The 25,887-nt window shown below is 34.8% G+C and carries 23 protein-coding genes and 1 pseudogene; 10 read left to right on the top strand and 14 right to left on the bottom strand.

Going from position 1 to position 25,887, the window contains the following annotated elements; genetic code table 11:
* Nucleotides 1-182: 182 nt before the first annotated feature.
* The 4 genes from KA878_RS07530 to cidR form a co-directional block, all read right to left on the bottom strand.
* Nucleotides 183-1,922: a pyruvate oxidase gene (locus KA878_RS07530; RefSeq protein WP_053028837.1), complete on the bottom strand. Its 1,740-nt coding sequence runs from the start codon at nucleotides 1,920-1,922 to the stop codon at nucleotides 183-185.
* A gap of 52 nt (nucleotides 1,923-1,974) precedes the next feature.
* A complete protein-coding gene (locus tag KA878_RS07525; protein ID WP_075108174.1) occupies nucleotides 1,975-2,661 on the bottom strand; it encodes an LrgB family protein in 687 nt (228 codons plus the stop codon).
* A 1-nt stretch (nucleotide 2,662) separates the two neighbouring features.
* On the bottom strand, nucleotides 2,663-3,049 hold the full coding sequence (locus KA878_RS07520) for a CidA/LrgA family protein (RefSeq protein WP_053028839.1): 387 nt from the start codon (nucleotides 3,047-3,049) through the stop codon (nucleotides 2,663-2,665).
* A gap of 313 nt (nucleotides 3,050-3,362) precedes the next feature.
* Nucleotides 3,363-4,247: a cidABC operon transcriptional activator CidR gene (cidR, locus tag KA878_RS07515; protein WP_053028840.1), complete on the bottom strand. Its 885-nt coding sequence runs from the start codon at nucleotides 4,245-4,247 to the stop codon at nucleotides 3,363-3,365.
* A 192-nt stretch (nucleotides 4,248-4,439) separates the two neighbouring features.
* On the opposite strand from cidR, the gene KA878_RS07510 reads away from it, so the two are divergent.
* Both KA878_RS07510 and KA878_RS07505 read left to right on the top strand, forming a co-directional pair.
* Complete coding sequence (locus KA878_RS07510) at nucleotides 4,440-4,655, top strand: sterile alpha motif-like domain-containing protein (protein ID WP_011274838.1); 216 nt, start codon at nucleotides 4,440-4,442, stop codon at nucleotides 4,653-4,655.
* Nucleotides 4,656-4,984: 329 nt separating this feature from the next.
* Nucleotides 4,985-5,419, top strand: coding sequence for a CHAP domain-containing protein (locus KA878_RS07505; RefSeq protein WP_053028842.1), 435 nt, complete (start codon nucleotides 4,985-4,987; stop codon nucleotides 5,417-5,419).
* Between the two features lie 100 nt (nucleotides 5,420-5,519).
* Here KA878_RS07505 and KA878_RS07500 read toward each other — a convergent pair whose 3' ends face one another.
* Nucleotides 5,520-6,794: a hydroxymethylglutaryl-CoA reductase, degradative gene (locus KA878_RS07500; RefSeq protein ID WP_075108176.1), complete on the bottom strand. Its 1,275-nt coding sequence runs from the start codon at nucleotides 6,792-6,794 to the stop codon at nucleotides 5,520-5,522.
* Nucleotides 6,795-6,798: 4 nt separating this feature from the next.
* Nucleotides 6,799-7,950 carry a thiolase family protein gene (locus KA878_RS07495; protein WP_193838941.1) on the bottom strand — a complete coding sequence of 384 codons (1,152 nt, stop codon included), beginning with the start codon at nucleotides 7,948-7,950 and terminating at the stop codon, nucleotides 6,799-6,801.
* 295 nt (nucleotides 7,951-8,245) lie between these two features.
* Between KA878_RS07495 and KA878_RS07490 the strand changes: the two genes are divergently transcribed.
* Nucleotides 8,246-9,412 carry a hydroxymethylglutaryl-CoA synthase gene (locus tag KA878_RS07490; protein ID WP_075108178.1) on the top strand — a complete coding sequence of 389 codons (1,167 nt, stop codon included), beginning with the start codon at nucleotides 8,246-8,248 and terminating at the stop codon, nucleotides 9,410-9,412.
* An 84-nt stretch (nucleotides 9,413-9,496) separates the two neighbouring features.
* On the opposite strand, the gene KA878_RS07485 is transcribed toward KA878_RS07490, so the two are convergent.
* Nucleotides 9,497-10,018: a methylated-DNA--[protein]-cysteine S-methyltransferase gene (locus tag KA878_RS07485; protein WP_107629128.1), complete on the bottom strand. Its 522-nt coding sequence runs from the start codon at nucleotides 10,016-10,018 to the stop codon at nucleotides 9,497-9,499.
* A gap of 92 nt (nucleotides 10,019-10,110) precedes the next feature.
* Between KA878_RS07485 and KA878_RS07480 the strand changes: the two genes are divergently transcribed.
* Nucleotides 10,111-10,431 (top strand): YrhK family protein, encoded by a 321-nt coding sequence (locus tag KA878_RS07480; protein ID WP_053028847.1) that lies wholly within the window; start codon nucleotides 10,111-10,113, stop codon nucleotides 10,429-10,431.
* Between the two features lie 51 nt (nucleotides 10,432-10,482).
* Here KA878_RS07480 and KA878_RS07475 read toward each other — a convergent pair whose 3' ends face one another.
* On the bottom strand, nucleotides 10,483-11,433 hold the full coding sequence (locus tag KA878_RS07475; RefSeq protein WP_193838940.1) for a CorA family divalent cation transporter: 951 nt from the start codon (nucleotides 11,431-11,433) through the stop codon (nucleotides 10,483-10,485).
* Nucleotides 11,434-11,594: 161 nt separating this feature from the next.
* Nucleotides 11,595-12,065, bottom strand: a complete 471-nt coding sequence (locus KA878_RS07470) for a hypothetical protein (RefSeq protein ID WP_053028849.1) — start codon at nucleotides 12,063-12,065, stop codon at nucleotides 11,595-11,597.
* 273 nt (nucleotides 12,066-12,338) lie between these two features.
* Here KA878_RS07470 and KA878_RS07465 point away from each other — a divergent pair.
* Together KA878_RS07465 and KA878_RS07460 are read left to right on the top strand one after the other, a co-directional pair.
* A pseudogene (locus KA878_RS07465) lies at nucleotides 12,339-12,889 on the top strand (TetR/AcrR family transcriptional regulator).
* A 134-nt stretch (nucleotides 12,890-13,023) separates the two neighbouring features.
* Nucleotides 13,024-13,473, top strand: a complete 450-nt coding sequence (locus KA878_RS07460; RefSeq protein WP_193838939.1) for a VOC family protein — start codon at nucleotides 13,024-13,026, stop codon at nucleotides 13,471-13,473.
* A 133-nt stretch (nucleotides 13,474-13,606) separates the two neighbouring features.
* Here the strand turns inward: KA878_RS07460 and pruA are convergent, their stop codons facing one another.
* On the bottom strand, nucleotides 13,607-15,151 hold the full coding sequence (gene pruA / locus KA878_RS07455) for an L-glutamate gamma-semialdehyde dehydrogenase (protein ID WP_053028852.1): 1,545 nt from the start codon (nucleotides 15,149-15,151) through the stop codon (nucleotides 13,607-13,609).
* A gap of 279 nt (nucleotides 15,152-15,430) precedes the next feature.
* Between pruA and KA878_RS07450 the strand changes: the two genes are divergently transcribed.
* Complete coding sequence (locus KA878_RS07450; RefSeq protein WP_193838938.1) at nucleotides 15,431-16,381, top strand: NAD-dependent epimerase/dehydratase family protein; 951 nt, start codon at nucleotides 15,431-15,433, stop codon at nucleotides 16,379-16,381.
* Nucleotides 16,382-16,630: 249 nt separating this feature from the next.
* Here the strand turns inward: KA878_RS07450 and KA878_RS07445 are convergent, their stop codons facing one another.
* From KA878_RS07445 to KA878_RS07435, 3 genes are all read right to left on the bottom strand, one after another.
* Nucleotides 16,631-19,135: a glycosyltransferase gene (locus KA878_RS07445; protein WP_193839947.1), complete on the bottom strand. Its 2,505-nt coding sequence runs from the start codon at nucleotides 19,133-19,135 to the stop codon at nucleotides 16,631-16,633.
* Between the two features lie 248 nt (nucleotides 19,136-19,383).
* On the bottom strand, nucleotides 19,384-19,959 hold the full coding sequence (locus tag KA878_RS07440) for a sugar O-acetyltransferase (RefSeq protein ID WP_193838937.1): 576 nt from the start codon (nucleotides 19,957-19,959) through the stop codon (nucleotides 19,384-19,386).
* A 400-nt stretch (nucleotides 19,960-20,359) separates the two neighbouring features.
* Nucleotides 20,360-21,229 carry an SDR family oxidoreductase gene (locus tag KA878_RS07435; protein ID WP_193838936.1) on the bottom strand — a complete coding sequence of 290 codons (870 nt, stop codon included), beginning with the start codon at nucleotides 21,227-21,229 and terminating at the stop codon, nucleotides 20,360-20,362.
* A gap of 231 nt (nucleotides 21,230-21,460) precedes the next feature.
* Here KA878_RS07435 and KA878_RS07430 point away from each other — a divergent pair, with 231 nt between their 5' ends.
* The 3 genes from KA878_RS07430 (at nucleotide 21,461) to copZ (ending at nucleotide 24,603) form a co-directional block, all read left to right on the top strand.
* A complete protein-coding gene (locus tag KA878_RS07430) occupies nucleotides 21,461-21,667 on the top strand; it encodes a hypothetical protein (protein ID WP_053028857.1) in 207 nt (68 codons plus the stop codon).
* Nucleotides 21,668-21,920: 253 nt separating this feature from the next.
* Nucleotides 21,921-24,308, top strand: a complete 2,388-nt coding sequence (locus KA878_RS07425; protein WP_193838935.1) for a heavy metal translocating P-type ATPase — start codon at nucleotides 21,921-21,923, stop codon at nucleotides 24,306-24,308.
* Between the two features lie 88 nt (nucleotides 24,309-24,396).
* Nucleotides 24,397-24,603 carry a copper chaperone CopZ gene (gene copZ, locus KA878_RS07420; protein ID WP_053028858.1) on the top strand — a complete coding sequence of 69 codons (207 nt, stop codon included), beginning with the start codon at nucleotides 24,397-24,399 and terminating at the stop codon, nucleotides 24,601-24,603.
* 279 nt (nucleotides 24,604-24,882) lie between these two features.
* Here copZ and KA878_RS07415 read toward each other — a convergent pair whose 3' ends face one another.
* Nucleotides 24,883-25,881, bottom strand: a complete 999-nt coding sequence (locus tag KA878_RS07415) for a D-lactate dehydrogenase (protein WP_193838934.1) — start codon at nucleotides 25,879-25,881, stop codon at nucleotides 24,883-24,885.
* Nucleotides 25,882-25,887: the final 6 nt, after the last annotated feature.

The following is a 25,887-nucleotide window of genomic DNA, read 5'->3' as shown; positions in this document are numbered from 1 at the left end:
CCCTAGTCTTATTGATTGCTTATGCCTAATTTAATAGTAACACGCAGTTCTTTTTTTCAATTAATTTATATTATATACCTATGGTAAAACGGTTTCAATACTTTTTTAAATAGAAATTGCCGACAAAACCAAAGTTTTGTCGGCAATTTTGTCTCAAGCGTTATGAGAACGCTGAATATTTATTATAAGAAACGTTTAGCAGCAACTGAAATTGGTGGAATTTCGTCGAAGTCTAATTTTTTATCTTCAGTAATTGATCTATAAGCCCATTTACCATAATTAATTGCTTCTTCGTTCACAATTTTACCTGGTAATGGTGCAGCATTTGGATCAACATGTACGTCAACAATAGTTGGTACATTTTCATTTAACGCTGCTTCTACTACTTCATCAATACGGCTTGGGTCTTTTAAGACATAACCTTTACCACCAGCAGCTTCTGCGAATTTAGCGTGATCCATATCAGAGAAGTCAATGGCATATTCTAATTCACCAGCAGCTTGTTGTTCATATTTAATGAATGATAATTGTTTGTTATTCATAACAAAAATTGTCACTGGTAGGTCATATTGAACAGCAGTTGCGAAGTCTTGCATTACCATTTGGAATGCACCGTCACCACTAATAGAAATTGCTTGGCGTTTAGGGAATGCAATTTTAGAAGCAATTGCGCCTGGTAGACCGCAACCCATTGTACCTAACCAAGAAGAAATAATAAATTTATTATTAACTGATAAGTTTAGGTAACGTGTTGACCAAACTGTAGACGTACCTACATCAATTGAGAATACCGCATCGTCATCACTATATTTGCTAATAGCTTTCATTAAGCGTTCTGGACGGATTGGTGTACTTTCTTGATTCATGTCTTGTTCCATCCATTTATCCCAAACAGCTTTACGTTCTAATGTTTTTTCTAAGAATGGACGTTGTGGTACGTGTTTAATGCTATCAGTTAATTGGTGGAAAGCAAGTTTAGCGTCACCAACGATACCCACATTGACACTGAAACGATGGCCAATGACATCTGGGTTTGTGTCGATTTGAATAGCTTTAATATTTTTCTTAGGTAGGTAATCAACGTATGGGTAGTTTGTACCTGCCATGATTAATAAATCGGCATCTTGAATTGTTTGATAAGATGTTTTTGTACCGATTTTACCTAAGTTACCAATGCTATATGGGTGATCATCAGGAATGATTGTTTTGGCTGGTAATGTATGAATAACTGGAATTTTAGCTGCTTCAACAAATTCACGTAATTCATCTTTAGCATTTTGTGCACCTACACCAACGATCATAACTGGTTTTTTACTTTTATCGATTAATTTTGCAGCTTTTTTAATGCTACGTAGTGTTGGCGTTGGTGCTTTAGGTTTAGTAGTATCTATAGCACGATTTGTAGTGTCTTTAATTTTTTGAGTTAATAAGTCGTTAGGACATACAACTACTGCGACACCACGTTTTTCGTATGCAGTACGAATTGCTTCGTTTACAATTTCAAATACGTTGTCACCTTTTTTAATTTGGTGGTTGTATACAGAAACATCTGAAACCATATCTGTAATGTTTGTTTCTTGGAATGCTTTTGTACCTAATAATGTACTGTTTGTTTGACCTGCTAAGATTAATTGAGGCACACGATCCATTTTTGCATCGTACATACCATTTAATAAGTGAACGATACCAGGACCACCGATACTTAATGCTACCCCAATTTTTCCTGTCATTTTAGTGTATGAAGCTGCAGCTAAACTTGCTACTTCTTCATGACGCACATGATAGAATTTAAATGAATCTCTAACTGTACGTAAACTATCTACTACTGCGTCAATTGAATCACCAGGAATGCCGTATAAGTGGTCAATATCCCATGCTTCTAACGCTTTTACTAATGCTTCGTTTGCTTTTATCTTCGCCATTATTACAATAGCCCCTTTCTCTTTTTCAACGAGTACTAAGTACATATTCCCTTTAGTAGAACAAAATAATCATGATTGGAATAAGTATTGAACTTATGACAGCAGTCAATATCATTCCAATTGAACTGAATGCACCGGATTCAATATCGTGTTCTAATGCTTTTGCGGTACCGAACGCGTGTGATGCATTCCCATATGTTAAACCTCTCGCTATAGAGGTCTTAAAATTACCTACTTTCAATAACATTGATCCCATCATACTACCGATTAGTCCAGTAGTGATGATGAATAAGACTGTTATCGTATCCGTACCACCTAATTCTTGTGAGACTTCAATACCAACAGCAGCTGTTATTGAACGTGGTAATATTGTTACGATGGTTTCCTCGTCATAACCCAATAAGTTCAACGAGGTAAACACTAACACAAAATTAAGTATTACGCCAACCATCACGCTCGTAAAGATAATACTTAAATTTTCAATAATTTTATGTCGATTCTTATATAGTGGGTAAGCTAAACATACAACAGTGGCATTTAATAGATGGTTAATCCACTTACCACCTGTCATGTAATCATGATAGTTTTGATGTGTTAACAATAATACGATAATGACACCAACTGAACCAACTAATGCTGGATTCAAAAATGGATTATCGTATTTTTGTTGTAGTTTTTTTGCAGCAAAATACATAACGACGGTCAACAATATCATTAAGATTGCTTGAATAAATGTCATACTATTGATGACCTCTCTTAACGTTAGGTTGTTTAACCATCTTTTCAGCAATGTAACCAGAAGCAAGTGCAACGCAACTTGTACCTACAATAATTAATAAGAAGAAAATGATATAACTCTTCGTGATATCAGACACAATATCCATAATACCTACAACGGAAGGTATAAAGAAAAACACCATTGTAGCTAATAGGAATTCTGCACCTTCAGATATCCAATTCATGCGTATCACTTTCAACTCAAGTAAAATGTACAACAATATCATGCCTACGATACTTCCAGCTAGTGGTATATGCAATAATGTTTGCAGCAAACTACCTAAGTAACTAATGACTATGATAATGGCAATTTGTATGATAACTTTTGAAATAAATAATAATTTTTTCAAGATGACTGACCTCCCACTAAAATATGTCGAAATTGTTACAGTGAATTTTGAACCTATATTCATCATTCTAATTCAACGTTCAAAAATAGAAAAATATCCATTTTAAATACGACCTATAGCTTTTTTCTATGTAATCGCTTTAACGATTATCATTGGTAGTTTCAAATAATGTGTTTATATTGTGAAAAATGTATTCAAGCCTTCATTTTGATTACATAAAAAAGTTGGAATGCGAATACACATTCCAACCCTTAAATAAAACATATGATATAAGACGTTATTTTAGTTTATATAATTGTATAGACCTATGATTTTAATCATATTTCAATCGCTCACTCATAAAACCTATCCATTTAGATGTTGCATGACTTAATAGTTTATCTTTTTTCCAAATGGCACCTAATTCCCAGCTCATACCTGTATCTTCAATTTTAATACTTTTAATATTATCTTTAAGCATATTTGCAATATGTTCTGGTAAGATACTTACACCTAAGTGTGCTAGCAATAAGTACTCAATAAAGTTCCACTGCGAAACATTCGAAACTGTATTTGGAAGAAAACCTGCATTTTTAGCTGCAGCAATAATTTTATCATTGAGGTAAAAATCTTCGTTAAATAGTATAAAATCTTCATTCTTCAACTCAGCCATTGTCACTGAATCACGTGTAGCAAGTTCATGCTCTTTACTTACAACCAACCTTAAATCTTCACTGTATAAAGGTAAATAATCAAAGACATTTTCATCAATCGGAATAGTTGTAATCCCAATATCAATTTGGTCATTGATCAGACGTGTTTCTATCGATTTACCGCCACTCTCATTTAAATTGTATGTCACGTTAGGATACAGTTTATGGAACTCACCAAGAATATAAATAAATTGTTGCATATCCATTACTGCTGACATTCCAATGTTGATATGGCCTGTTTCCAATCCCAATAGTCCATTAATTTCAAAAGGAATATTATCATATAAGGCAATAATTTCTTCACATTTTTTGTAGAATATTTTACCTGCATCCGTAAGTACGAGATAGCGTTTTTGACGATCAAATAATGTCATCTTTAATTCATTTTCAATATCTTTAATCGCTTTACTAATCGTTGGCTGAGCAATATATAAAGATTTTGAAGCATTTGTCATACCACCTTGATTTACCACTTCCATAAAATATTTCATATGTTTGATATCCAAATGCTCACCCTCTTTGTTCATTATTATAATTTCATTATACACGAAATATTTTTGAGAAAATAAAAATATTTAAAGTAAAACTATATGTCTCCATGCACTATGATATTAAAATTTCAATGTTTGACCCTATATGTTTCTTTTTCAAAAAATGTTATAATCACATAGGCTCAATTTGATTAAAGAGGTGAGGCATTGAGCTTTTACGAATTTATGCAAAATTTTGTTGGTGATGACACACCATTAGGTGAATTGGTAAATTGGATTAATCAAGATAGCAATTTCCCTAGAGACGTGAAGAGCCAAGTAGAAGTATTGTCATATTTTCGAAATAATCCATGTCCAGAAAACATACCCGTGACGATCGTTAAAAGAGCATTGGCTGTTTTTAACCAATTCACAAATGTATGATTTCTAACTTGTTATTATACATCATGGACGTATCATCTCACCAAGCGCCTTTATGGCGCTTTTTTTGGGAGTGGGACAGAATTCTTTTTGAATTCGTCGTCCCTCTCCCCGTATTTGAAATTAAAAGTCTTTCGAACTTTAAAACATTACTATGATACTGTGCGAAATGGTGCAAATTTACTTTAATGTAAAATAAGTTACAAATTACACTGTTATATTTCATATATATTACAGTTATTTGTATAATTCGTTTCTTATATTGTATTAGACCTTTTTAACGAATATGATTAATACAGTTTTTAATTCTTTTATATTTTGAGGAGAACACAATGAAATTTAAAAAATTATTTTCACGTCTTTTACTCGCTACTGGAATCATGTTCGCAGGAACTTTTACATATCAAACTATTGAACACACTCACGTATCTGAAGCCGCTTCTTATAATTACTATACGAAAGGTCAATGTACTTGGTGGGCATATCAACGTCGTGCTCAACTAGGTAAACCTGTATCAAATCGTTGGGGAAATGCTAAGAATTGGTATTACAACGCACAACGCTCTGGCTATAGAACTGGTCATACACCTAAACGCTACGCAGTAATGCAATCTACTGCAGGTTATTATGGTCATGTTGCTGTTGTCGAAGCCGTATATAAAAATGGAAGTATTAAAGTTTCTGAATATAACTATAATAGACCAAATGGTTACGGTACTCGTTACTTAAGTAAATGGTCAGCGCGTAATTATAATTACATCTACTAAATGAAATCATGACATTAAATGAATCAATAAAAGCCACTACCATGAGTAAGGTACTTCAATATAGTCCTTAAGTCATACGTAGTGGCTTTTCTATATATCATTATTGTCGTAAATCTTCTAAAATTTGTTGCGCTGTCGCAGTGTTTGCTTTAGGCGCTTGTTTTAATGCTTCGGCAACACGCGCGATTTCATCACCTTTAGCACCTACAACAATAGCTAAAGATTTGTATTGTAAGCTCATATGGCCTTTTTGGATACCTTCAGAAACTAACGCTCGACACGCTGAAAAGTTCTGTGCTAATCCTACAGCAGCAACAACTTGACCTAGTTCTTGTGCTGATTGAACATTTAATAATTCGAGTGAAGCTTTCGCAATTGGCAACACTTTTGTACCGCCACCAACAATAGCTAATGTCATTGGTACTTCTATCGTTCCAATTAAACGTCCACGTTCTTTATCATATTTCCAGGTTGCGATACCTCTATATTGCCCATCACGACTTGCATATGCATGTGCGCTCGCTTCAGCACCACGCGTATCATTCCCCGTTGCTAGGACAACTGCATGGATACCATTCATTACCCCTTTATTATGCGTTGCTGCGCGGTGGATATCAACTTGTGCTAATACTGAAGCACGTTCCATGCGGTGTGCAACTTCTTCTCCAGAACGATCACCTTTATTTAAATCATTGATATCAATTTCACCTTGTACACGTACGACTGAAGCTGTCGCATGGTTAGATAAAATACTCATGAGCACATCACGATTTGGAAATTCATTCTTTAAATGTGCTGTAATAGCTTCTAAAATCGTATTAAGCATATTGGCACCCATTGCATCTTTAGTATCAACAAAAACCTTCAATGACAATAGTTGGTGTTCTGGAAACGTATCGATTTCAATACGTCTATATCCACCGCCACGTTCTATAATTGATGGATATGCTTCAGCTGCAATTTGCTTAATTTGTGGTTCTAATGCTTGAATGTCTTGAGCTAATGCCTCTGTATCGTTGACATCATCAAAGACGATTTGACCAATCATTAAGCGTTCACTTTTAACCGTCTTAAAACCACCTGTATTGTTGACTAATTTGGCACCATAACTTGCTGCAGCTACAACAGAAGGTTCTTCAACCATCATTGGTACAACATATGCTTTGTCATCAACAATAATTTTAGGTAATAAACCTACAGGCAACGTCCCTTGGCCTATCACATTTTCGATTAAACTATTCGCAACCTCTTCATTAATTAATGGATTATTTAATAATACATGATAGTTGTCATCTGTTAGCCAACCATAATCAACGAGTTGTTTTAATTTATCTTCACGAGATAAATGTCGAAACGACTTATCTAATTGCTTCATACTATTATTCCCCTTTATCGATCATTAAAGCGATGCCTAGTCCGCCACCGATACATGCCGTTGCAATACCAGAGCGTTTATTCTCTTGTTCAAGTGCATTCACTAATGTTGTGACAAGTCTGGCACCACTTGCACCAATTGGGTGTCCTAATGCAATCGCACCACCATAAATGTTTAACTTGTCATCTGGAATATGCAAATTATCTTTAACTGGTATACTTTGTGCCGCAAATGCTTCAGTCATTTCTACAATATCGACATCATCGATTTTACTATCTGTTTTATTCAGTAACTTCTCAACAGCATAGAATGGTGCATAGCCCATATATTGAGGATCACAACCTACTTCAGCATAATCTCCAACAATACCAAGAATGTCATACCCGTTTGCTTTCGCATACGATGCTTCCATCAGGATAAGTGCAGATGAGCCATCGTTAATACTTGAAGCATTACCACCTGTGACTGTGCCATCTTCTTTAAATATTGTCTTTAATGTTGCAAGTTTCTCAACACTACTATTTGGACGCACACCTTCATCTGAAGTCATTTCTTCACCTTCAGCGTCTGTCATGCTAATAATTTCATTATTGAATTTACCTTCTTGCGTCGCTTTAGCTGCTTTTGCTTGTGAATGATTTGCAAATTCATCTTGCATTTCACGTGTGATGTCATATTTTTCAGCGATATTCTCAGCTGTTACGCCCATTGGTACATAATGAAACGCATCTGTTAACCCATCGTGCATAAAGCTTTCAACAGGTTCTTGTCCCTCTTTCAAAATTAATTGAGGGGCATTGGTCATACTTTCAACCCCACCGACTGCAACAACATCCGCTTCGCCTAATTGAATTAACTGTTTCCCTAATATGATCGCTTTAAGCCCAGAACCACATACTTCGTTAATTGTCATAGCTGGGGTTGTATCAGGTACACCGGCTTTGATTGCAATTTGGCGTGCTGGGTTTTGTCCTACGCCACTTTGTAATACGTTACCAAAAATAACTTGTTGTATGATGTTAGGATCAATGTTCGCAGCTTCGATGGCACCTTTCAAAGCTGTCGTTCCTAATTCAACTGCAGAATAATTTCTTAATTTCCCTTTATATCTACCGATTGGTGTTCTTTTAGCACTGACTATAGCAATTTTTTTCATTCTTTATCTCCTTATATGTAGTTTATATATAAATTGTAATTTAGTTATTTAATTTGGTAAAATAACTATTAATATGATTATTAATAATAGCCGATAGAAGTTTTCTCAAACTCAATGTTATACCATGCAGTTTCACGTATTTTATTATATTACGCTATTAAACGACATGCGTTATTACATTTAACTATTAGAATGAAAACGCTTTCTATTAGTGAGCATTTTAAATGAAATTGTCACAAAAAGCTACTATTAATATGAATTATAAAAATTAGAATAATGAAAGGATGTAGTGCCCGTGAGTATAGGAATCGATAAAATTAACTTTTACGTCCCTAAATACTATGTAGACATGGCTAAGCTTGCAGAAGCTCGCCAAGTTGATCCAAATAAATTTTTAATTGGGATTGGTCAAACCCAAATGGCAGTCAGTCCAGTATCACAAGATATTGTATCTATGGGGGCTAATGCTGCTAAAGATATTATAACAGATGATGATAAAAAACATATTGGAATGGTCATTGTAGCGACTGAATCTGCAATTGATAATGCCAAAGCTGCGGCAGTTCAAATACACAATTTATTAGGTATTCAGCCATTTGCACGCTGCTTCGAAATGAAAGAAGCTTGCTATGCTGCAACACCTGCCATCCAATTAGCTAAAGACTACATTGAGAAACGTCCTGAAGAAAAAGTCCTTGTCATAGCAAGTGATACAGCACGTTATGGTATTCAATCTGGTGGTGAACCAACACAAGGTGCTGGCGCAGTGGCTATGTTAATTTCTCATAATCCTAGTATTTTAGCCTTAAATGATGACGCTGTTGCATATACAGAGGATGTTTATGATTTCTGGAGACCAACTGGACATCAATATCCATTAGTTGCAGGTGCTTTATCTAAAGATGCATATATTAAATCGTTCCAAGAAAGTTGGAATGAATATGCGCGTCGTGAAGGTAAATCACTATCTGACTTCGAATCATTATGTTTCCACGTACCATTCACTAAAATGGGTAAAAAAGCATTGGATTCTATTATTAATGATGCCGATGAAACAACACAAGAACGTTTAACTTCTAGTTATGAAGATGCAGTATACTACAATCGTTATGTAGGTAACATTTATACAGGTTCATTATATTTAAGCTTAATCTCATTATTAGAGAATCGATCACTTAAAGGTGGTCAAACAATTGGATTATTTAGCTATGGCTCAGGTTCAGTTGGAGAGTTCTTTAGTGCCACTCTAGTTGAGGGTTACGATAAACAATTAGATATTGATGGACATAAGGCATTATTGAATGATCGTCATGAAGTCTCAGTTGAAGACTACGAAAGTTTCTTTAAACGTTTCGATAATTTAGAATTCGATCATGATACGGAACAATCAAATGACGACACTTCTATTTACTATTTAGAACGTATACAAGATGATATTCGTCAATATCACCGTCCTGAATAACATCATTTATAGTAAAAAGGCGTAAGAGACATGCACTTTTAGCAAGGTGTCTCTTACGCCTCTTTTTATTCATATTCACTATGATCACGGTTTGGTTGAATGTTTAGGTCGATACAGGTGAGTCATGTCTACCTGTTCAAGTTCGAGTAGTTTGATTTTATGATTAATTGTGCCACCATACCCTGTTAAGCTACCATCTTTTCCAACTACACGGTGACATGGGATAATAATTGAAATAGGGTTACTACCTACTGCGCCACCCACTGCTTGTGCCGACATATTGGGTTTACCGCGTTCTTCTCCTACAAGATGTGCAATCTCTCCATACGTTTTTAATTGACCATATTCTATGTGTTGTAATTTCTGCCAAACGCTTTTTTGAAATGCAGTACCTTCTGGTTTAAGCGAAAAATCAATAGTCGGACGCTGTCCATCAAAATATTGATTTAACCATTTAACCGCTTTTTTGAAGACATCTAGCTCCGGATTAGTAGGATGTGTCACTGTCGTGTCCTGATATTTATAAAGTAGATGTGTGAGTGACTTGCCATCACTAATGAGCTCTAAATTTTGCACGGGTGATTCGTAAAGCATTGAATACGCCATCAAACCCCTCCTTTCTGACCATTATGACGAAGTTTGATGCCAATGTACAACGGGAAGTATGAAACAATACTTAAATAATGGGAGGTGTACCTGTGGCTGGTTTAAATAAAGATGATGTTGATTTGCATTTCAATACGAACCGATTTAATGAAGATGATCATGCTAAACAAATTTCATTCTTCTACAAAGCCCTATATCAAATCAATGATATTGTATTAGGCATTATATTCTTGATAGGAAGCTTTTTATTCTTTAGTGATCAAACAATGATTGCTGGCACAATATTATTTGTGATTGGTAGTCTTCAAATGACTGCAAGACCTGTGATTTCTTTTGTTCATGATATGAAACTATCAAGATATTACAAACGAAAGTATAGTCAACACGTTACCGAAGAGACACACAATCATTAATAAAGTGGGGCAGAATCCGAATTGTATTCATTGCCCCACGCTTAATTTGTGTTAGAACCAATCTTTCTTTTTAAAAAGTGTAATGAGTGATACAACAACTATGATCGAAATAGCGATAAAGACAAAGTAGCTATAATGCCAATCGAGTTCAGGCATATAGGAGAAATTCATGCCATACCATCCCGTTAAAAATGATAGTGGAAAGAATATGGATGAAATAATCGTTAACACATTCATCACGCCATTAATTCTATTAGAACGATAAGACTCATTATTATCTTTAATATCATCTGTAATATGTTCACATGCCATTAACGTATCGTTCTGTCTTAATAACCTACTATGAATATGCTTAATCAATAACTGATACTCGTGTGATACGTTTAATGATGTTTCATCTATCATTTCATTTAGTAATTGTTCCATTGGCATCAATACACGCTTGAGTTTAATAATTTCAGAGCGAATGTGATAGACATCATCCATTAATTTACGGTTATTAACTTTATCTACATTCTGATTTTCAAAAGAAAAGACAATGTCCTCCACATGATTGACATAATTAAAATATTCATCTGTGATTCTATCAATCATGACGGCTACCAGTTCAGTTACAGTTATGTCTTTCGGCAACGTATTGAATGACGAAATGATGTCTGATAAAACCTTCATGGGATACTTATGTACGGTAATCATCCAATTATGCTTTACAGTTATACTTAGTGGTTCTGCTGAAAAATCATTGTGACTTATCGCATGGAGTATGAGATATAAATGTTGTTTATGCGGATGGGTACTTATTTTGGGTCTTGTTACTGTAAATACAGACGCTTCTAAGTGGTGTTTAGCAATATTGAACCGTTGCGTCAGTATTGCTTGATCATTTTGAGTTGGATTTTCGAAATCAACCCATACAAGTCTTGCATCTTCAGGTATAGCTGAAAATGTACATGCAGTATGAAAACGATGTGCTTGGTCTTGATAGTGGACACGGATTGCCATAGTATCTCCTACTTTTTATATCTTTTATTCTTCCATACCACTTTTCAGAAAATAAAAACAAAAGGCTAAGACACACGGAAAGTCGCATTAAATTCATTGCTTAAATCCGTTAATGTCTTAACCTTAATTCCCAACCATATTACAGGTGTAAAATAATCACATTAGTTTTGATTAAAATTATATAATTCATAACCTTTGTCTTTAGCATATTCAATGGCTAAAATTTCTAAAACGTTAATGAATGCTGGTTCATTTTTAACATTGACATATTGGAATTTCAAATTGTAATCTTCAGCTGTAATTGATTTTATATCGTCTACATTAACCCCTTTTTGTTGTGCTAAGCCTTTTTTAAATTTAGTCGTCCCTACACCTGATTTTAAATTATATTGACCTAATTTATTAAATAAATCCTTAGTAATTAGTTGATAACCTGTAGAGTAACCACCAGTTTGTCCAACGAAAATAGGCGTTTTCTTATCAAAAATAACATAAACGCCAAATTTATCTTGAACCTTTTCACGGTCTTCTTTACTAAATGTTAGCGCGCTATCTTTATCATATTTAAATAATTTCTTAAGTTGCTTCTTATTATCCTCTTTAATTTGATCTAATTGTTTACTGCCCTTCATAATTGAAATCCTCCCATACAGAACTCGTTTAATATCATTCGTTAAACAATGTTTCTATTTGCATAACATATACCCTTTCACAATGCTTTGAAACGCATCGTCTAAATCATCGTACACGATATTTCAGAATTTTCATATCAGTTTAATTTTTATACGTTATTTACATCTTTAATGTAAATACATGTTTATTTATGTATTTATATAATCTATAATTAGATATTATGTTTCTATAAAATGATTAGATTCTTCTATAGATGTTAGGGGAGAACAATTTTGAATGATAAAGACTTACGGGTAATTAAGACCAAAAAAGCATTAACAGATAGTCTATATATTCGTTGCTAGAAGAAGAAGCATTTTCAACTATAACGGTAAATATGATTTGCAAAAATGCTGGTGTGCATCGCACGACGTTTTACAAACACTTTTATGATAAATTCGAATTATTAAATCAGCTATTGAAACTAACACATGATGATTATTTTGCGACTGATATTAAAGAACGTTTGAATAATCCTTTTCAAACACTAGCCAATACATTTAATAAAGAAGAAATATCTAGAATTGAACATAAACAATTCAATGATAAAGCATTTGATGAAGCGCGCAATAACTATTTGATTGAAATCATGCAGAACGACTTCAAAGCAAACATGCATCGCATTACTGTTGACGGTGTCGTTCCTAAGAGTTTAGTATTCTATGTCTTCGGTTCCGTGCTAAATGCATTTATGGATTGGAAAAAGGATGAAAATGTAGAAATCAAACCTAAGCAAATGGACCAAATTTTTCATAAACTTATCAATGTCAAAGCACACGATTAAATAAACATGAGGAAGTAGGCATCAAAGCTACTTCTTCATGTTTTTTTGATAGTCGTCAATAGGTATTAATCGCTATTTAGTATAAATCAATATATAATGGCCTTGGTTATAAACTAATAAAAAGGGGTTAAATCATGACTGAAGTATTTCCATATTTAGCATTCGAAAAAGCAAAAGAAGCAATATCTTATTACGAGGACATCTTTGGCGCTACAAACGTTAAAAGATTAGACATTAGCGAAGCACAAGCAGAACAATTTGGCATGACGAAAGAACAAGCTGCAGACGCTACTATGCACGCAGAATTCGAAGTATTAGGCGTCAAAATCTTATGTTCCGATTCATTTGGACGCGTAGAGAATATTAATAATGGTATTTCACTGCTTATCGATTTCGATGTTAATGATCATAACGATTCAGATAAAGTTCAACAATTTTACGATAAAATTAAAAATCACGACTCTGTAAACATCGAAATGCCGCTTAAAGAACAATTCTGGGGTGGAAAAATGGGTGCCTTCACTGATAAATATGGCGTACGTTGGATGTTACACGGGCAAGATTACACACAACTTAATTCATAATCCACATCAGGCTCTGTTTTATTTCATTAACAATGTGCTGTAACAGAATCTATAATATAAGGGAGTGAGACTGAATTCTTTTTAAATTCATTGTCCCACTCCCAGCTTTATATTTATAAAATGTTTTTTGATCTTAGAACATTTCTGAAACGACTTTTTGTTCTAAGAAGTTTAATAAGTAGTCTGGACTACCTGTTTTAGCATCTGTACCAGACATTTTGAAGCCACCAAATGGATGGTAACCTACAACTGCTGCAGTACATCCACGGTTAAGGTATAAGTTACCTACATCGAATTCATTCACTGCTTTAATCCAGTTCTCACGATTATTCGTAATCACTGCACCTGTTAAACCATAGTCTGTATCATTCGCAATTTCAATTGCTTCTTCGAAATTATCAAATTTAGTAAAGCCAACCACTGGACCAAAGATTTCTTCTTGCATTACTTGGTCAGATGATTTTAATCCTGAAATAATTGTTGGTTTAATGAAGTAACCTGTTGAATCATCAGCTTCGCCACCAATTTCAATTTTGCCTTCTTTACCACCAATTTCGATATATTTTTTAATTTTGTCGAATTGTTTTTTATTAATTACAGGACCCATAAATGTATTATCTACAGTATTACCAACGGTTAATTCTTTTGTTAATGCTACTGCTTTTTCTAAGACTTCATCATAAACTGAACTGTGTACGATAGCACGTGAACATGCTGAACATTTTTGGCCAGAGAAGCCAAATGCTGACGTTACGATTGACTCTGCAGCTAAATCCGTATCAATATTTTCATCAACGACAATCGCATCTTTACCGCCCATTTCTGCAATAACACGTTTTAAGAATGTTTGGCCTTCTTGAACCACTGCACTACGTTCATAAATACGTGTACCAGTTGCACGAGAACCTGTGAACGTAACAAAGTGTGTATGCACAGAATCAACTAAATAGTCACCAATTTCTTTAGGATCACCAGGTACAAAGTTAACAACACCTTTAGGAAGACCTGCTTCTTCTAAAATTTCAATTAATTTATACGCAGTTAATACTGTATCTTCAGCAGGTTTCAATAGAACTGTATTACCAGCTACTACTGGTGCTAATGTTGTACCAGCCATGATAGCAAATGGGAAGTTCCAAGGTGGAATCGTTACACCTGTACCAATTGATTTATAGAAGTACTTGTTATGTTCCCCTTCACGGTCTAATACCGGTTTACCATCTGCTAATTCCATCATTGAACGTGCATAGTATTCGATAAAGTCGATACCTTCAGCCGCATCGCCTACTGCTTCATCCCATGGCTTACCTGCTTCGTATACCATAACCGCAGAAATTTCTTCTTTACGACGACGAATAATTGCTGCTACACGTAATAATAATTCTGCACGATCTTTATGTGACCATTGACGCCACGCTTTATAAGCTTTATTTGAAGATTCAAATGCTTTATCAACATCTTCCTTAGTTGCTTTAGATACTTTAGCAATTAATTCCGATGTATTAGCTGGATTAATTGAATCAAATGTATCATCTTTAGTAATGTGCTCACCGTCAATCACAATTGGAAGTGTTTGACCAAATTCACTTTTAACTTGTTCTAACGTTTTTTGAAATCTTTCTACATTTTCTTGTACTGAAAAATCAATCCCAGGTTCATTTTTGAAAGGTACTACCATTCTTAATTACCCCCTATGTATTTGTAAGAATTATAAAAATCAGTAAAACATTGACTTACTTAAAATGATAATTTGTATCATTAATTTCATTCTACTATGCTTCGGGTTATTTTTGCAATCGCTTACATACATATTATCTGAAAAGTTTTAATTATTAGTCAGATGCAGTGGTTCAGTTAAAACACATACAAACTATATTATTATAATTTTATATTTTTATAAAAATAAAGTATAATAAATTTACACAAATTAACGACATCAAGAAAAGGAAGTACACAAATGAAAGCATTAATTACAGGTGGAGCAGGATTTATTGGCTCACATGTAGCCGAACATTTTGTTAAGCAAAATATCGAGGTACATGTTATCGATAATTTAAGTTCCGGATACTTACATAATATTCCCTTTGTTAATAAAGAACATATTTACGTCAAGGACATCACCGATTTTGAGTTTGTAACGCAATTAATACGTCAAGAGCAATTTGATTATGTTATTCATTTAGCAGCCATGGTGAGTGTTGTTGAAACAATTGAGAAACCATCTTTATCTAATCAAATTAATATTGATGCCACAGTTCATCTTCTAGAAACCATTCGAACGTACAATAAGCAAATTAAAAAATTCATATTTGCCTCATCGGCAGCCATTTACGGTGATTTACCAAGTTTACCTAAATCCGTTTCTCACTCTAAACCATCGCCATTATCTCCATATGCAATACAGAAATACGCTGGAGAGCAGTATGCTAAGATTTACTATCATTTATATGATATCCCTTGCGCTTGTCTCAGATTCTTCAATGTTTATGGTCCAAGACAAAATCCTAACTCGGATTATTCAGGTGTCATCTCAATAATGAATCATAGATTTACGCATCAGACTGAATTTACCTTCTATGGTGATGGTGAACAAACTCGTGATTTTGTTTACATTGATGATTTAATTGCCGCTATGTGGCTTGTGCTAAATACCCCAGCAACAAGTGGTTCAATATTCAATGTAGGTACGGGCATACAAACAAATCTGAAAGCAGTTTTCAAAGCGTTTGAAAAGGGCTTCAATTACAGTATTCCATATCAATTTAAAGCACCAAGACTTGGAGATATTAAGCATTCTTGTGCTGACATTACACCACTTGAATCATTGGGTTATCATCCTCAATATGATATAGCTAAAGGCATTCAATCTTATTTGGCCTATAACAAAGAATATAAAGTAAAATTATAAAAGCATCGACTCAGATAAATTAAAAGCAGCTTGTTGCAAATGCCCTTTTAATTTAGTCAACTACTGTCAATATATATTTGTAGGGAGTGGGACAGAATTCTTTTGAATTCGTCGCCCCACTCCCGCTTTTTTTATCATTCTATTAAACTCATGAAATGATTACTTACTTTATCCCAATCATGATTGATACACATTCAAATGCTTTTAGGATTAGGATTTTTTAAGTTCAATAGATATTGTATTTACTGATTATTTTAGAAGGTTATAGAACTCTTCTATCGCTAATTGATTGTATTCTTGAGCGTTAAACGTCTCATAATTGGGTGTTTGATGTTTGATAAAACGCGCTAAGCCGTGCTTAATATCATTGACATCATGACTCACTAACATCCCATACTTACCATTGTTTAATACATAACGATTCGCAATGATATCCGATGCCAATACATTCATACCAAGTGATAGTGCTTCAAGAAGAACCATTGATTGGCCTTCATAATAAGACGTTAACGATAAAACATCTGCTTGTTTCATAATATAGAATGGATTTTTTCGTTGTCCTAATAAAAAGACATGCTGTTCTAACTTCAACTTACGAATTTGTTGTTCTAATTTATGTCTTAATGGACCTTCTCCCATAATATATAATTTCGTATTAGGATAATGCACGATAACCTTGCCAACCGCTTCAATTAATAAATCAAATCCTTTTTCAGGTGATAAACGGCCAACCGACACAATTTTAAAATCATCCTCTTTAAAAGGTACCGACGTCACTTTCCCTTTATTTACACTGACGAGCACCGGCACATTATTTTTCTCAAATTGATCAGCATCATCTAACATGGATTGCGATATTTTACTTAAATTAATCGTGTTTCTTGACGCTACAAATTTCTTATTTAGTGCTTTTTTAGCAATATTGTGCATATTTTGTTCTTTTGATGCATCAGAAACACATACCAATTTATCAAATTGATCATACAATGTGATCAAACCTTTTAAATTTTGATAATGTGGTTTCACACCGTTAACGGTTCTCTCCATATCCGCTTTGATATCACTATGAAGGTAGACCAACTTACGTTTGGCAGTCGTAGCTAAAATAAGATTCGCCCAAAACATAGAATACCCACTGAAATCTATCGCATAATCAAATTGACTTTCACCTATTATTTTACGCATCTCACGTTCATATACATGTTTTGGATATAAGAAACGTTCTAATGCACTTTTTAGCCCTCGTTGTCTGACGAAGTCTACTTTATACGTCTCTTTTAACGACGCTGCTAATGGGCCAACTCTTAAAATAATTCTTACATTTTGGTTAACATTACTCAGATTATTCAAGATTTCTTCATTATTACTTCTATTTGTAAATAGTGTAACGTCGTATTGATTGTAATCAATATTCTCTAATAAATTGATAACAGAAGAGGTAATACCATTATTTTTCATCCCACCAGGATAAATTAATAGTCGTTTTTTAGCACATTTCTTTTCCTTTTTACGTTTATGTTTTGAGGTGAATACGCGCTCAATCACTTTGTCAGTAACATTTCCATCATCTAGATACGCATACGTATTTTTGAACATTTGATAGTTATGTTGCACCTTATTTAATTGATATGTTTTCTGTTGTATCGCTTGTACAACATCATCAATGGTATGCACAACCGGTCCCGGTAAATCCTGAGCATTGATATACATTCCTCTTTCAAATTGATATGCTTCGTAGTCAGGTGTATAAAAGACAATGGGTTTATTTGTGACTAAATAGTCAAAGAAGATACTTGAATAATCCGTTATCATTAAATCAACAAACGCCAATATTTCATTTGTATCAAAATAATCTGGAATAAGATAAGGTTTTAGTGCCTCAATTTTAATTGCATTTTTATAAATAAATGGATGTACCTTTACTAATACTTGATAATCAAGATGATGTTTCAACTTTTCAACTTCTTCGACAATATGATTTAAACTTTCCTCAGGCGTGTTGACATCATCACCTCTCCAAGTAGGACAATATAACAATACTTTCTCATCAGTAATATCAATGTATGATCTTAATTCATTAATAAGCATTTTTGAATCACTATTCAATGTAAGATCTATTCTTGGATATCCTATTTCTAAAATTTGTCCACCATAAATGTTATCCAATCTAAATGCCCTTTTAAAAATATCTGACGTATGGCGATTAGGACTTATGATATAATCACTCGATAAAAAGTTTTTAATAATATTTTGCGAACCATGTAAGCCATTTTCAAGGTCTAGCCCCATATATTTGAGTGGCGTACCATGCCATGTGTTCACATAAATTTGATCAGGCTTTTTAATGAAATAGGCAGGAAATGTTGAGTTGTTAATTAGATACTTACATTCGGTTAGTGCCCTTAAATACTCTGGAGATTCTTTAATCACGAATTCAATATTTTTGTATTTCTCAAATTTCTTCTTATAAAATTCTAACGTTTCGGTAGTGTCGACGACCCATTTATGCGTATATTTACGATATTTGGGATGATGAACCAAACGTTTAAAGATAGCATATGGACTATCTGTAATACTCTTCCCATCTCTTACTTGATATAGAATATCGTGTTGTTTAACTTTATTCGCTTCATAATTGTGCGCATAACGCATTATTTTACGTGTATAAGCTGAGTTATTTCTTCTTTGTAAAGGCGTCGTTATAAATTTAAATTTACGTCGACTTTGATTTTGTAAAAATGTCTTCAGTGCCATATTCATTTTCCTTTCTAAGTTGTATTTCATTCTCTTAAGTTGATGTCATAAAATGAATGCGTTGAATTACATTTTGATTCTTAAGTATATATGGAGATGAACGCCAATATACAGTCTAAATATATTATATCATTTATTTATATTATATATTATTAAAACAATGCGTTTTGTATATTAAATTTTTAGATACAAAAACCTTTGAGCCACTGGACGACTCAAAGGTTATCTATACCCGATTGATGACATGGCTATTTAGGGGCATCTCTTTCATCAATTTCTCTTATTACTTTAGCAGGCACACCCGCAACTAGGCTATTCGTTGGTACGTCTTTAGTCACTACGCTTCCCGCTGCAATAACTGAGCCATCACCAATCGTTACACCAGGTGTGACTACAACATTGCCACCAAACCAAATGTTATTCCCAATTGTGATAGGCTGAGCCAACTCTAAACCTGCATTACGTTCTTTAGGTGTTAAAGGATGATGGGCAGTATAGAAGCCACAAGATGGACCTATAAATACATCATTACCAATCGTGATGCCACCTCCATCCATGAAGTAACAATTACTATTAACAAAGATGTTCTTACCTAACTTAACATTCCACCCATAATCTGTATCGAAGGGACTATTAATTGTAATATGCTCTAATTGGGCGCCAAATAATTCAGTTAAGATTGCTTGTCGTTTGCTATCATCACTTGGGCGTGTTTGATTAAAGTCATAACATAAATCTTTAGCTCGTATACGTTCTGCTTCTAATTCATTATCAAAATTCGCATCATACCATTCATGTGCTAACATTTTTTCTTTCTCTGTCATCGTACTCACTCACCTTCTTTCAATTGTTATCATAAAGTTTAAACGAATCAAGACGCTTTTGCACTGAAATTCCATTTCAATTAAAGGAATGCAGACTTTATGTCTAACAACAAAAAAGCCGAGAGTGAGACAACATTCTTTTTAAAACGTCTCCAACCCCAGCTTGCTTTGCTTGTAGAATTTCTTAATGAAATTCTCTTTGCTTGGGGCCCCAACCCCAGCTTGCTTTGCTTGTAGAATTTCTTGATGAAATTCTCTTTGCTTGGGCCCCGCTAGAACTATGCAATGCATGGCTTAAGTGTCTTTTCTCTTCAGTTAGCCATTGCCAATTTCCAAAATAGCATTATTAGATTATTTATGTCTCAGACCATAACCATGACGTCTTAGACATTAATTCCATTTAAGTTGTAATATAGTCGCCACCATTAACATGAATAATTTGGCCTGTGATATATGAGCTATCTGCATTTGTTGCAAGGAACACATAGGCTGGCGCAAGTTCTGCAGGTTGTCCACGTCTACCCATTGGCGTATTGCCACCTTGATTTTCCACTTTGTCTTCATCAAAGGTAGCTGGAATTAATGGCGTATAAATCGGTCCTGGCGCTACACCATTGACGCGTATATTTTTCTCCATTAGCGTTGTAGCTAATGATCGTGTAAATGAAACAATCGCGCCTTTAGTTGAAGCGTAATCAATCAAATGACCTGAACCACGATATGCTGTTACACTTGTTGTGTTAATAATCGTATCGTTATCACTTAAATATGGAACGGCCGCTTGTGATAAGAAGAACATACCAAATATATTAGTTTCGAATGTCTCTTTAAATTGTTCCGGTGTAATGTCCATAAAATGGTCTTGTGGATATTGAACAGCACCGTTATTTACTAGAATATTTAATCCGCCAAAGTCTTGAACCACTTGTTGCACTAAATCTTTAGATTGTTGTGCATCTTTTAAATCATGTGCATACGCTTTAGCTTTAACACCGATGTCTTTCAAACGTTGAACGGTTTCCTCAGCATCCTCATGCTCATCGTAATAACCAATTGCTACATCCGCGCCTTCTTTAGCAAATAATATCGCAACAGAACGACCAATACCTGAGTCACCACCAGTAATTAATGTAACTTTACCTTGCAGTTTACCTGCTGCTTTATAGTCATCTAGCTCTGAAACTGGTCTAGGATTCATATCTTTCTCAGTACCTGGTTGATGATCTTGAGTATAGCCTTTAATTTGCTTATGAAATTCTAATAAATTCATTCGTTACCACTCCTTATCCATTTACTTAACCGTTCCCATTAATGTCGCATTTGAAACAAAGTTGTTATCTGATTATCAACGATCCATTTCATTACAACTTTAGAATGATAGGAAGTCAGTTCCTTAGTCTCATGCATTTTAGTACGAAACCTTATATAATTAAATTAAACTTCTATTAAAGATTTAACTTAAGCCACTAACGAGAACATACAGATAAAGGAGTGCGACGCTATGCGAGGTTTATTTAAAGGTATTATTGCATTACTAATCATACTTGGTATTGTAAAGACATTCCAAGATCATGATGTAATGAACGAAGCGAACTATTATTACAATCAAGCTAAAAATGGCGAATTGGTTCAAAATATATCCAATTTTGATTTTAATAACTATAAAGATTTAAATTTAGACCATTTTAAACCATCTGATTTTTTCTAAAATAACGATATCAACGACACAATAGAATGATATTATCGGCAATAAGAAGACATTCAAGTGCATGTTGAATTCAGTCCACGACTGCTCATATACATTTGTAGTCTAAGATATAGACTTAATATGTGCCCTTCAAAGTAGACATTGAAAAATGAAAACTTTGGAGGGCACTTTTTTATTCAAAAGCAGAACAGAAGCATTGACTTAAATACCCTAAGGGGGTATATTATGTATGAATTGTAATGGAGGTGTCCTAATGAGCAATAAACAACATACTACATTGACTATTACCGGTATGACTTGTGCCGCCTGTTCTAACCGTATCGAAAAGCGATTAAACAAAATGGATAATGTTAACGCACAGGTTAATTTAACGACTGAAAAGGCAACAATCGAATATGATTCAAATGACTATGAAATCAATGACTTCGTGTCGATTGTTCAAAAGCTTGGCTATGATGTAGTCATAGATAAAGCTGAATTAGATATAAGTGGCATGACTTGTGCTGCTTGTTCAAACCGCATTGAAAAAGTATTAAATAAAACCACAGGTGTCAAACAAGCATCTGTCAATTTAACGACTGAACAAGCCACGGTAGCTTACTATCCCGGTCAAACCGACTTAGATACTTTAATAGAACGTATTAGAAAGCTAGGTTATGATGCACAACCTAAACAAACTGAAGAAGATCAAGCTACACGTAAACAACGCGCATTGAAACATAAGCGAAACAAATTAATCATCTCAGCGATTCTGGCATTACCGTTACTCATGACAATGTTCGTTCATCTCTTTAATATGCATATACCAGATCTCTTAATGAATCCTTGGTTCCAATTTATACTTGCGACACCTATCCAATTCATCATTGGTTGGCAATTCTATGTTGGCGCTTATAAGAACTTGCGCAACGGTGGCGCTAACATGGATGTGCTTGTCGCATTAGGCACTAGCGCTGCTTACTTTTACAGTATTTATGAAATGATCAAATGGTTAGCCGGTTCGACACATATGCCTCACCTATATTTTGAGACAAGTGCTGTGCTGATCACGTTGATTCTTTTCGGAAAATATTTAGAGGCACGCGCTAAATCGCAAACAACACATGCATTAAGTGAATTACTGAATTTACAGGCAAAAGAGGCACGCCTCATTGATGACAATGGCATCGAACAAATGGTACCTCTGAATCAAGTTAGTGTGAATGATATCTTGTTAATTAAACCAGGTGAAAAGATACCGGTTGATGGTCAAATCATCAAAGGCGAAACTGCTATAGATGAGTCAATGTTGACTGGTGAATCCATGCCCGTGGATAAGCAGGTTGATGATGCAGTGATCGGTTCAACGATAAATACAAATGGTGTAATTACAATTAAAGCCACTAAAGTTGGAAAGGACACTGCCCTTTCTAACATTATTAAAGTCGTTGAAGAAGCTCAAAGTTCTAAAGCACCTATTCAACGTTTAGCTGATATCATATCTGGCTATTTCGTGCCAATTGTAATTGCTATCGCATTATTAACTTTCCTCATTTGGATTACCATCGTTCATCCTGGTCACTTTGAGGATGCACTTGTTGCTGCGATATCCGTTTTAGTTATTGCTTGTCCATGTGCGCTTGGATTAGCGACACCAACGTCTATCATGGTTGGTACAGGTCGCGCTGCTGAAAATGGTATTTTATTCAAAGGTGGCGAGTATGTCGAACGCACACATCAAGTTGATACGGTTGTGTTCGATAAAACAGGCACATTAACTCATGGTAAACCAGAAGTTACTTATTTAGATGGGGATGAAGATACACTAGCTTTAGTGGCCTCCGCTGAAAAGAACTCTGAACACCCTTTAGCTACTGCAATTGTTAACTATGCTGAACAACAACATGTGCAATTGGTAGACGTCACTGACTATCAAACATTACCAGGCCACGGTATACAAGCGCTTATCGATGGGACTCAGTTACTTGTTGGCAATAAAAAATTGATGCTCGCACATCACATCAACATAGATACGATGAAACAGAAGATGACACATATGGAAGCTGATGGTCAGACCGTAATGTTAATTGCGTATGGTGGTGAACTTAAGGGCATGATTGCTGTTGCAGATACAGTTAAACCTTCTGCCAAAAACGCCATCCAACAACTAGCAGCTATGAATATTAAAACGGTCATGCTAACTGGTGATAATGAACGAACTGCACGTGCGATTGCCAATGAAGTTGGTATTGACCAAGTCATTGCTGAAGTTCTCCCTCAAGATAAGGCACAACATATCACGCAGTTACAAGAACAGCAGCATAACGTTGCTATGGTAGGTGACGGTATCAATGATGCCCCTGCACTGGTTAAAGCAGATATTGGTATTGCAATGGGAACAGGGACTGAAGTAGCGATAGAAGCTGCAGATATCACCATTCTAGGGGGCGATATTCAGTTAGTACCTAAAGCCATCCACGCGAGTCATAAAACCATTCGCAACATTAAACAAAATTTATTCTGGGCATTTGGATATAACATTGCAGGCATACCTATTGCAGCAATGGGATTACTCGCACCATGGATAGCTGGCGCTGCAATGGCCTTAAGTTCAGTTAGTGTTGTAAGTAACGCTTTACGACTAAGACGAATGAAACTATAATTTTGAAGCATTTCTATTTTATTTCTTTGTTTATTAAAAAGGAGTAAAATATGGGTATATACTATTAAGAACGTCGGAGGTGATCATTATGATTAATAAAGTAATGAATGTTGAAGGTATGAGTTGCGACCACTGCAGAAACGCTGTGGAATCAGCACTAGCTAAATTAAATGGTGTTACTTCAGCTGAAGTAGACTTAGACAAACATCAAGTTCGCGTCGATTATGACGAAGATAGAGTATCAGTTGAGCAAATGAAAGAAGCCATTGAAGATCAAGGCTACGATGTAAAATAAGGTCCGGACAAAAGCGCTTAGGATTTAGGCGAATTCGAAAAGTGAGCAAAACTGCTTCTCAAGTTTTGTCGAGCTTTGAGTTTTTCGACAAAAATCCTGCTTTTGTTAGGCCGTCAATAAGGTCCGGACAAAAGCGCTTAGGATTTAGGTGAATTCGAAAAGTGAAATAGAAGAAGTTAGGCGTGGCAAACCCCAGCAAAACGCATTTCTGATTGAAATGCTACAAGCTAATCTAGCCGGGGTTATAAAACATTCAGTGTGCCATGCCTAACTTCTTTTTTAATTTACTCTTAATTGCGTCGTCCCTGTATTCAACACATCAAGGACTGCATCAAGTGCATCCACAATCAAATTCTTTACAGCTGCATCCGTATAGAATGCAATATGCGGAGTTAACCAAATATCCTCTCTGGCAATTAACGTCTCTAGCAATTCATCATTAATTGCTTTATCACGATAATCTCCAGGGAATAATCCACGTTCATGCTCATATGTATCTAACGCAGCACCTTTAATGTGTCCGCGATCAATGGCATCTAGCAATGCTCGTGTATCTACAATTGATCCCCTAGCCGCGTTGACAAATACAGCGCCTTTTTTAAATTTAGAAAATAATGCTTCGTTAAAAAGATGCGGATTATATTTTGTTGCTGGAATATGAATTGTGACAATATCAGCATCCTGCAATGCGTCTTCTAATGTTTCTTTATACGTAACATACTGTGCAACTTGCTCATTTGGAAATGGATCATAGGCAACAACATGACTACCATACCCTTTGGCAAAGATTCTTGCTGCAATGGAACCAATACGTCCAGTTCCGATAACCGCAACAGTTAAATCACTGATTGAACGTGACAAGATTGAAGGTTCCCATCTAAAATCATATGCTTGAAGTTTACGTTGAATGTCATTTTGATTTCTAACAATATTAATTGCTTGTGTCACGGCAAACTCTGCAATAGAACTTGGTGAATAAGACGGCACATTAGATATAATGATGCCGTATTGTGTAGCTAAATTTAAATCATACGTATCAAACCCAGCACTACGTTGCGCAATATGTTTAATCCCGAAACGTTGAAGTTTCGCAAATATTTCTTCAGATATTGGATGTTGTTGAGATAAAGATAACCCATCAAATCCTTGAACACTATCCACATTACCTTCCGTCAATATCTCTTTGTTTAATTCTATTTCAACCTTATGCTGTTCTGCCCATTCTTCAATATAAGGAATATCTTCATCACGTACACTCATCATTTTTATTCTAGTCATTATCTA

The organism is Staphylococcus sp. GDY8P57P, assembly GCF_017892585.1.
In the GTDB taxonomy this organism is placed as follows: Bacteria; Bacillota; Bacilli; order Staphylococcales; family Staphylococcaceae; genus Staphylococcus; species Staphylococcus borealis.
The sequence above is the reverse complement of the archived record's forward strand: the minus strand, read 5'-3'. Positions and strand labels throughout refer to the sequence as shown.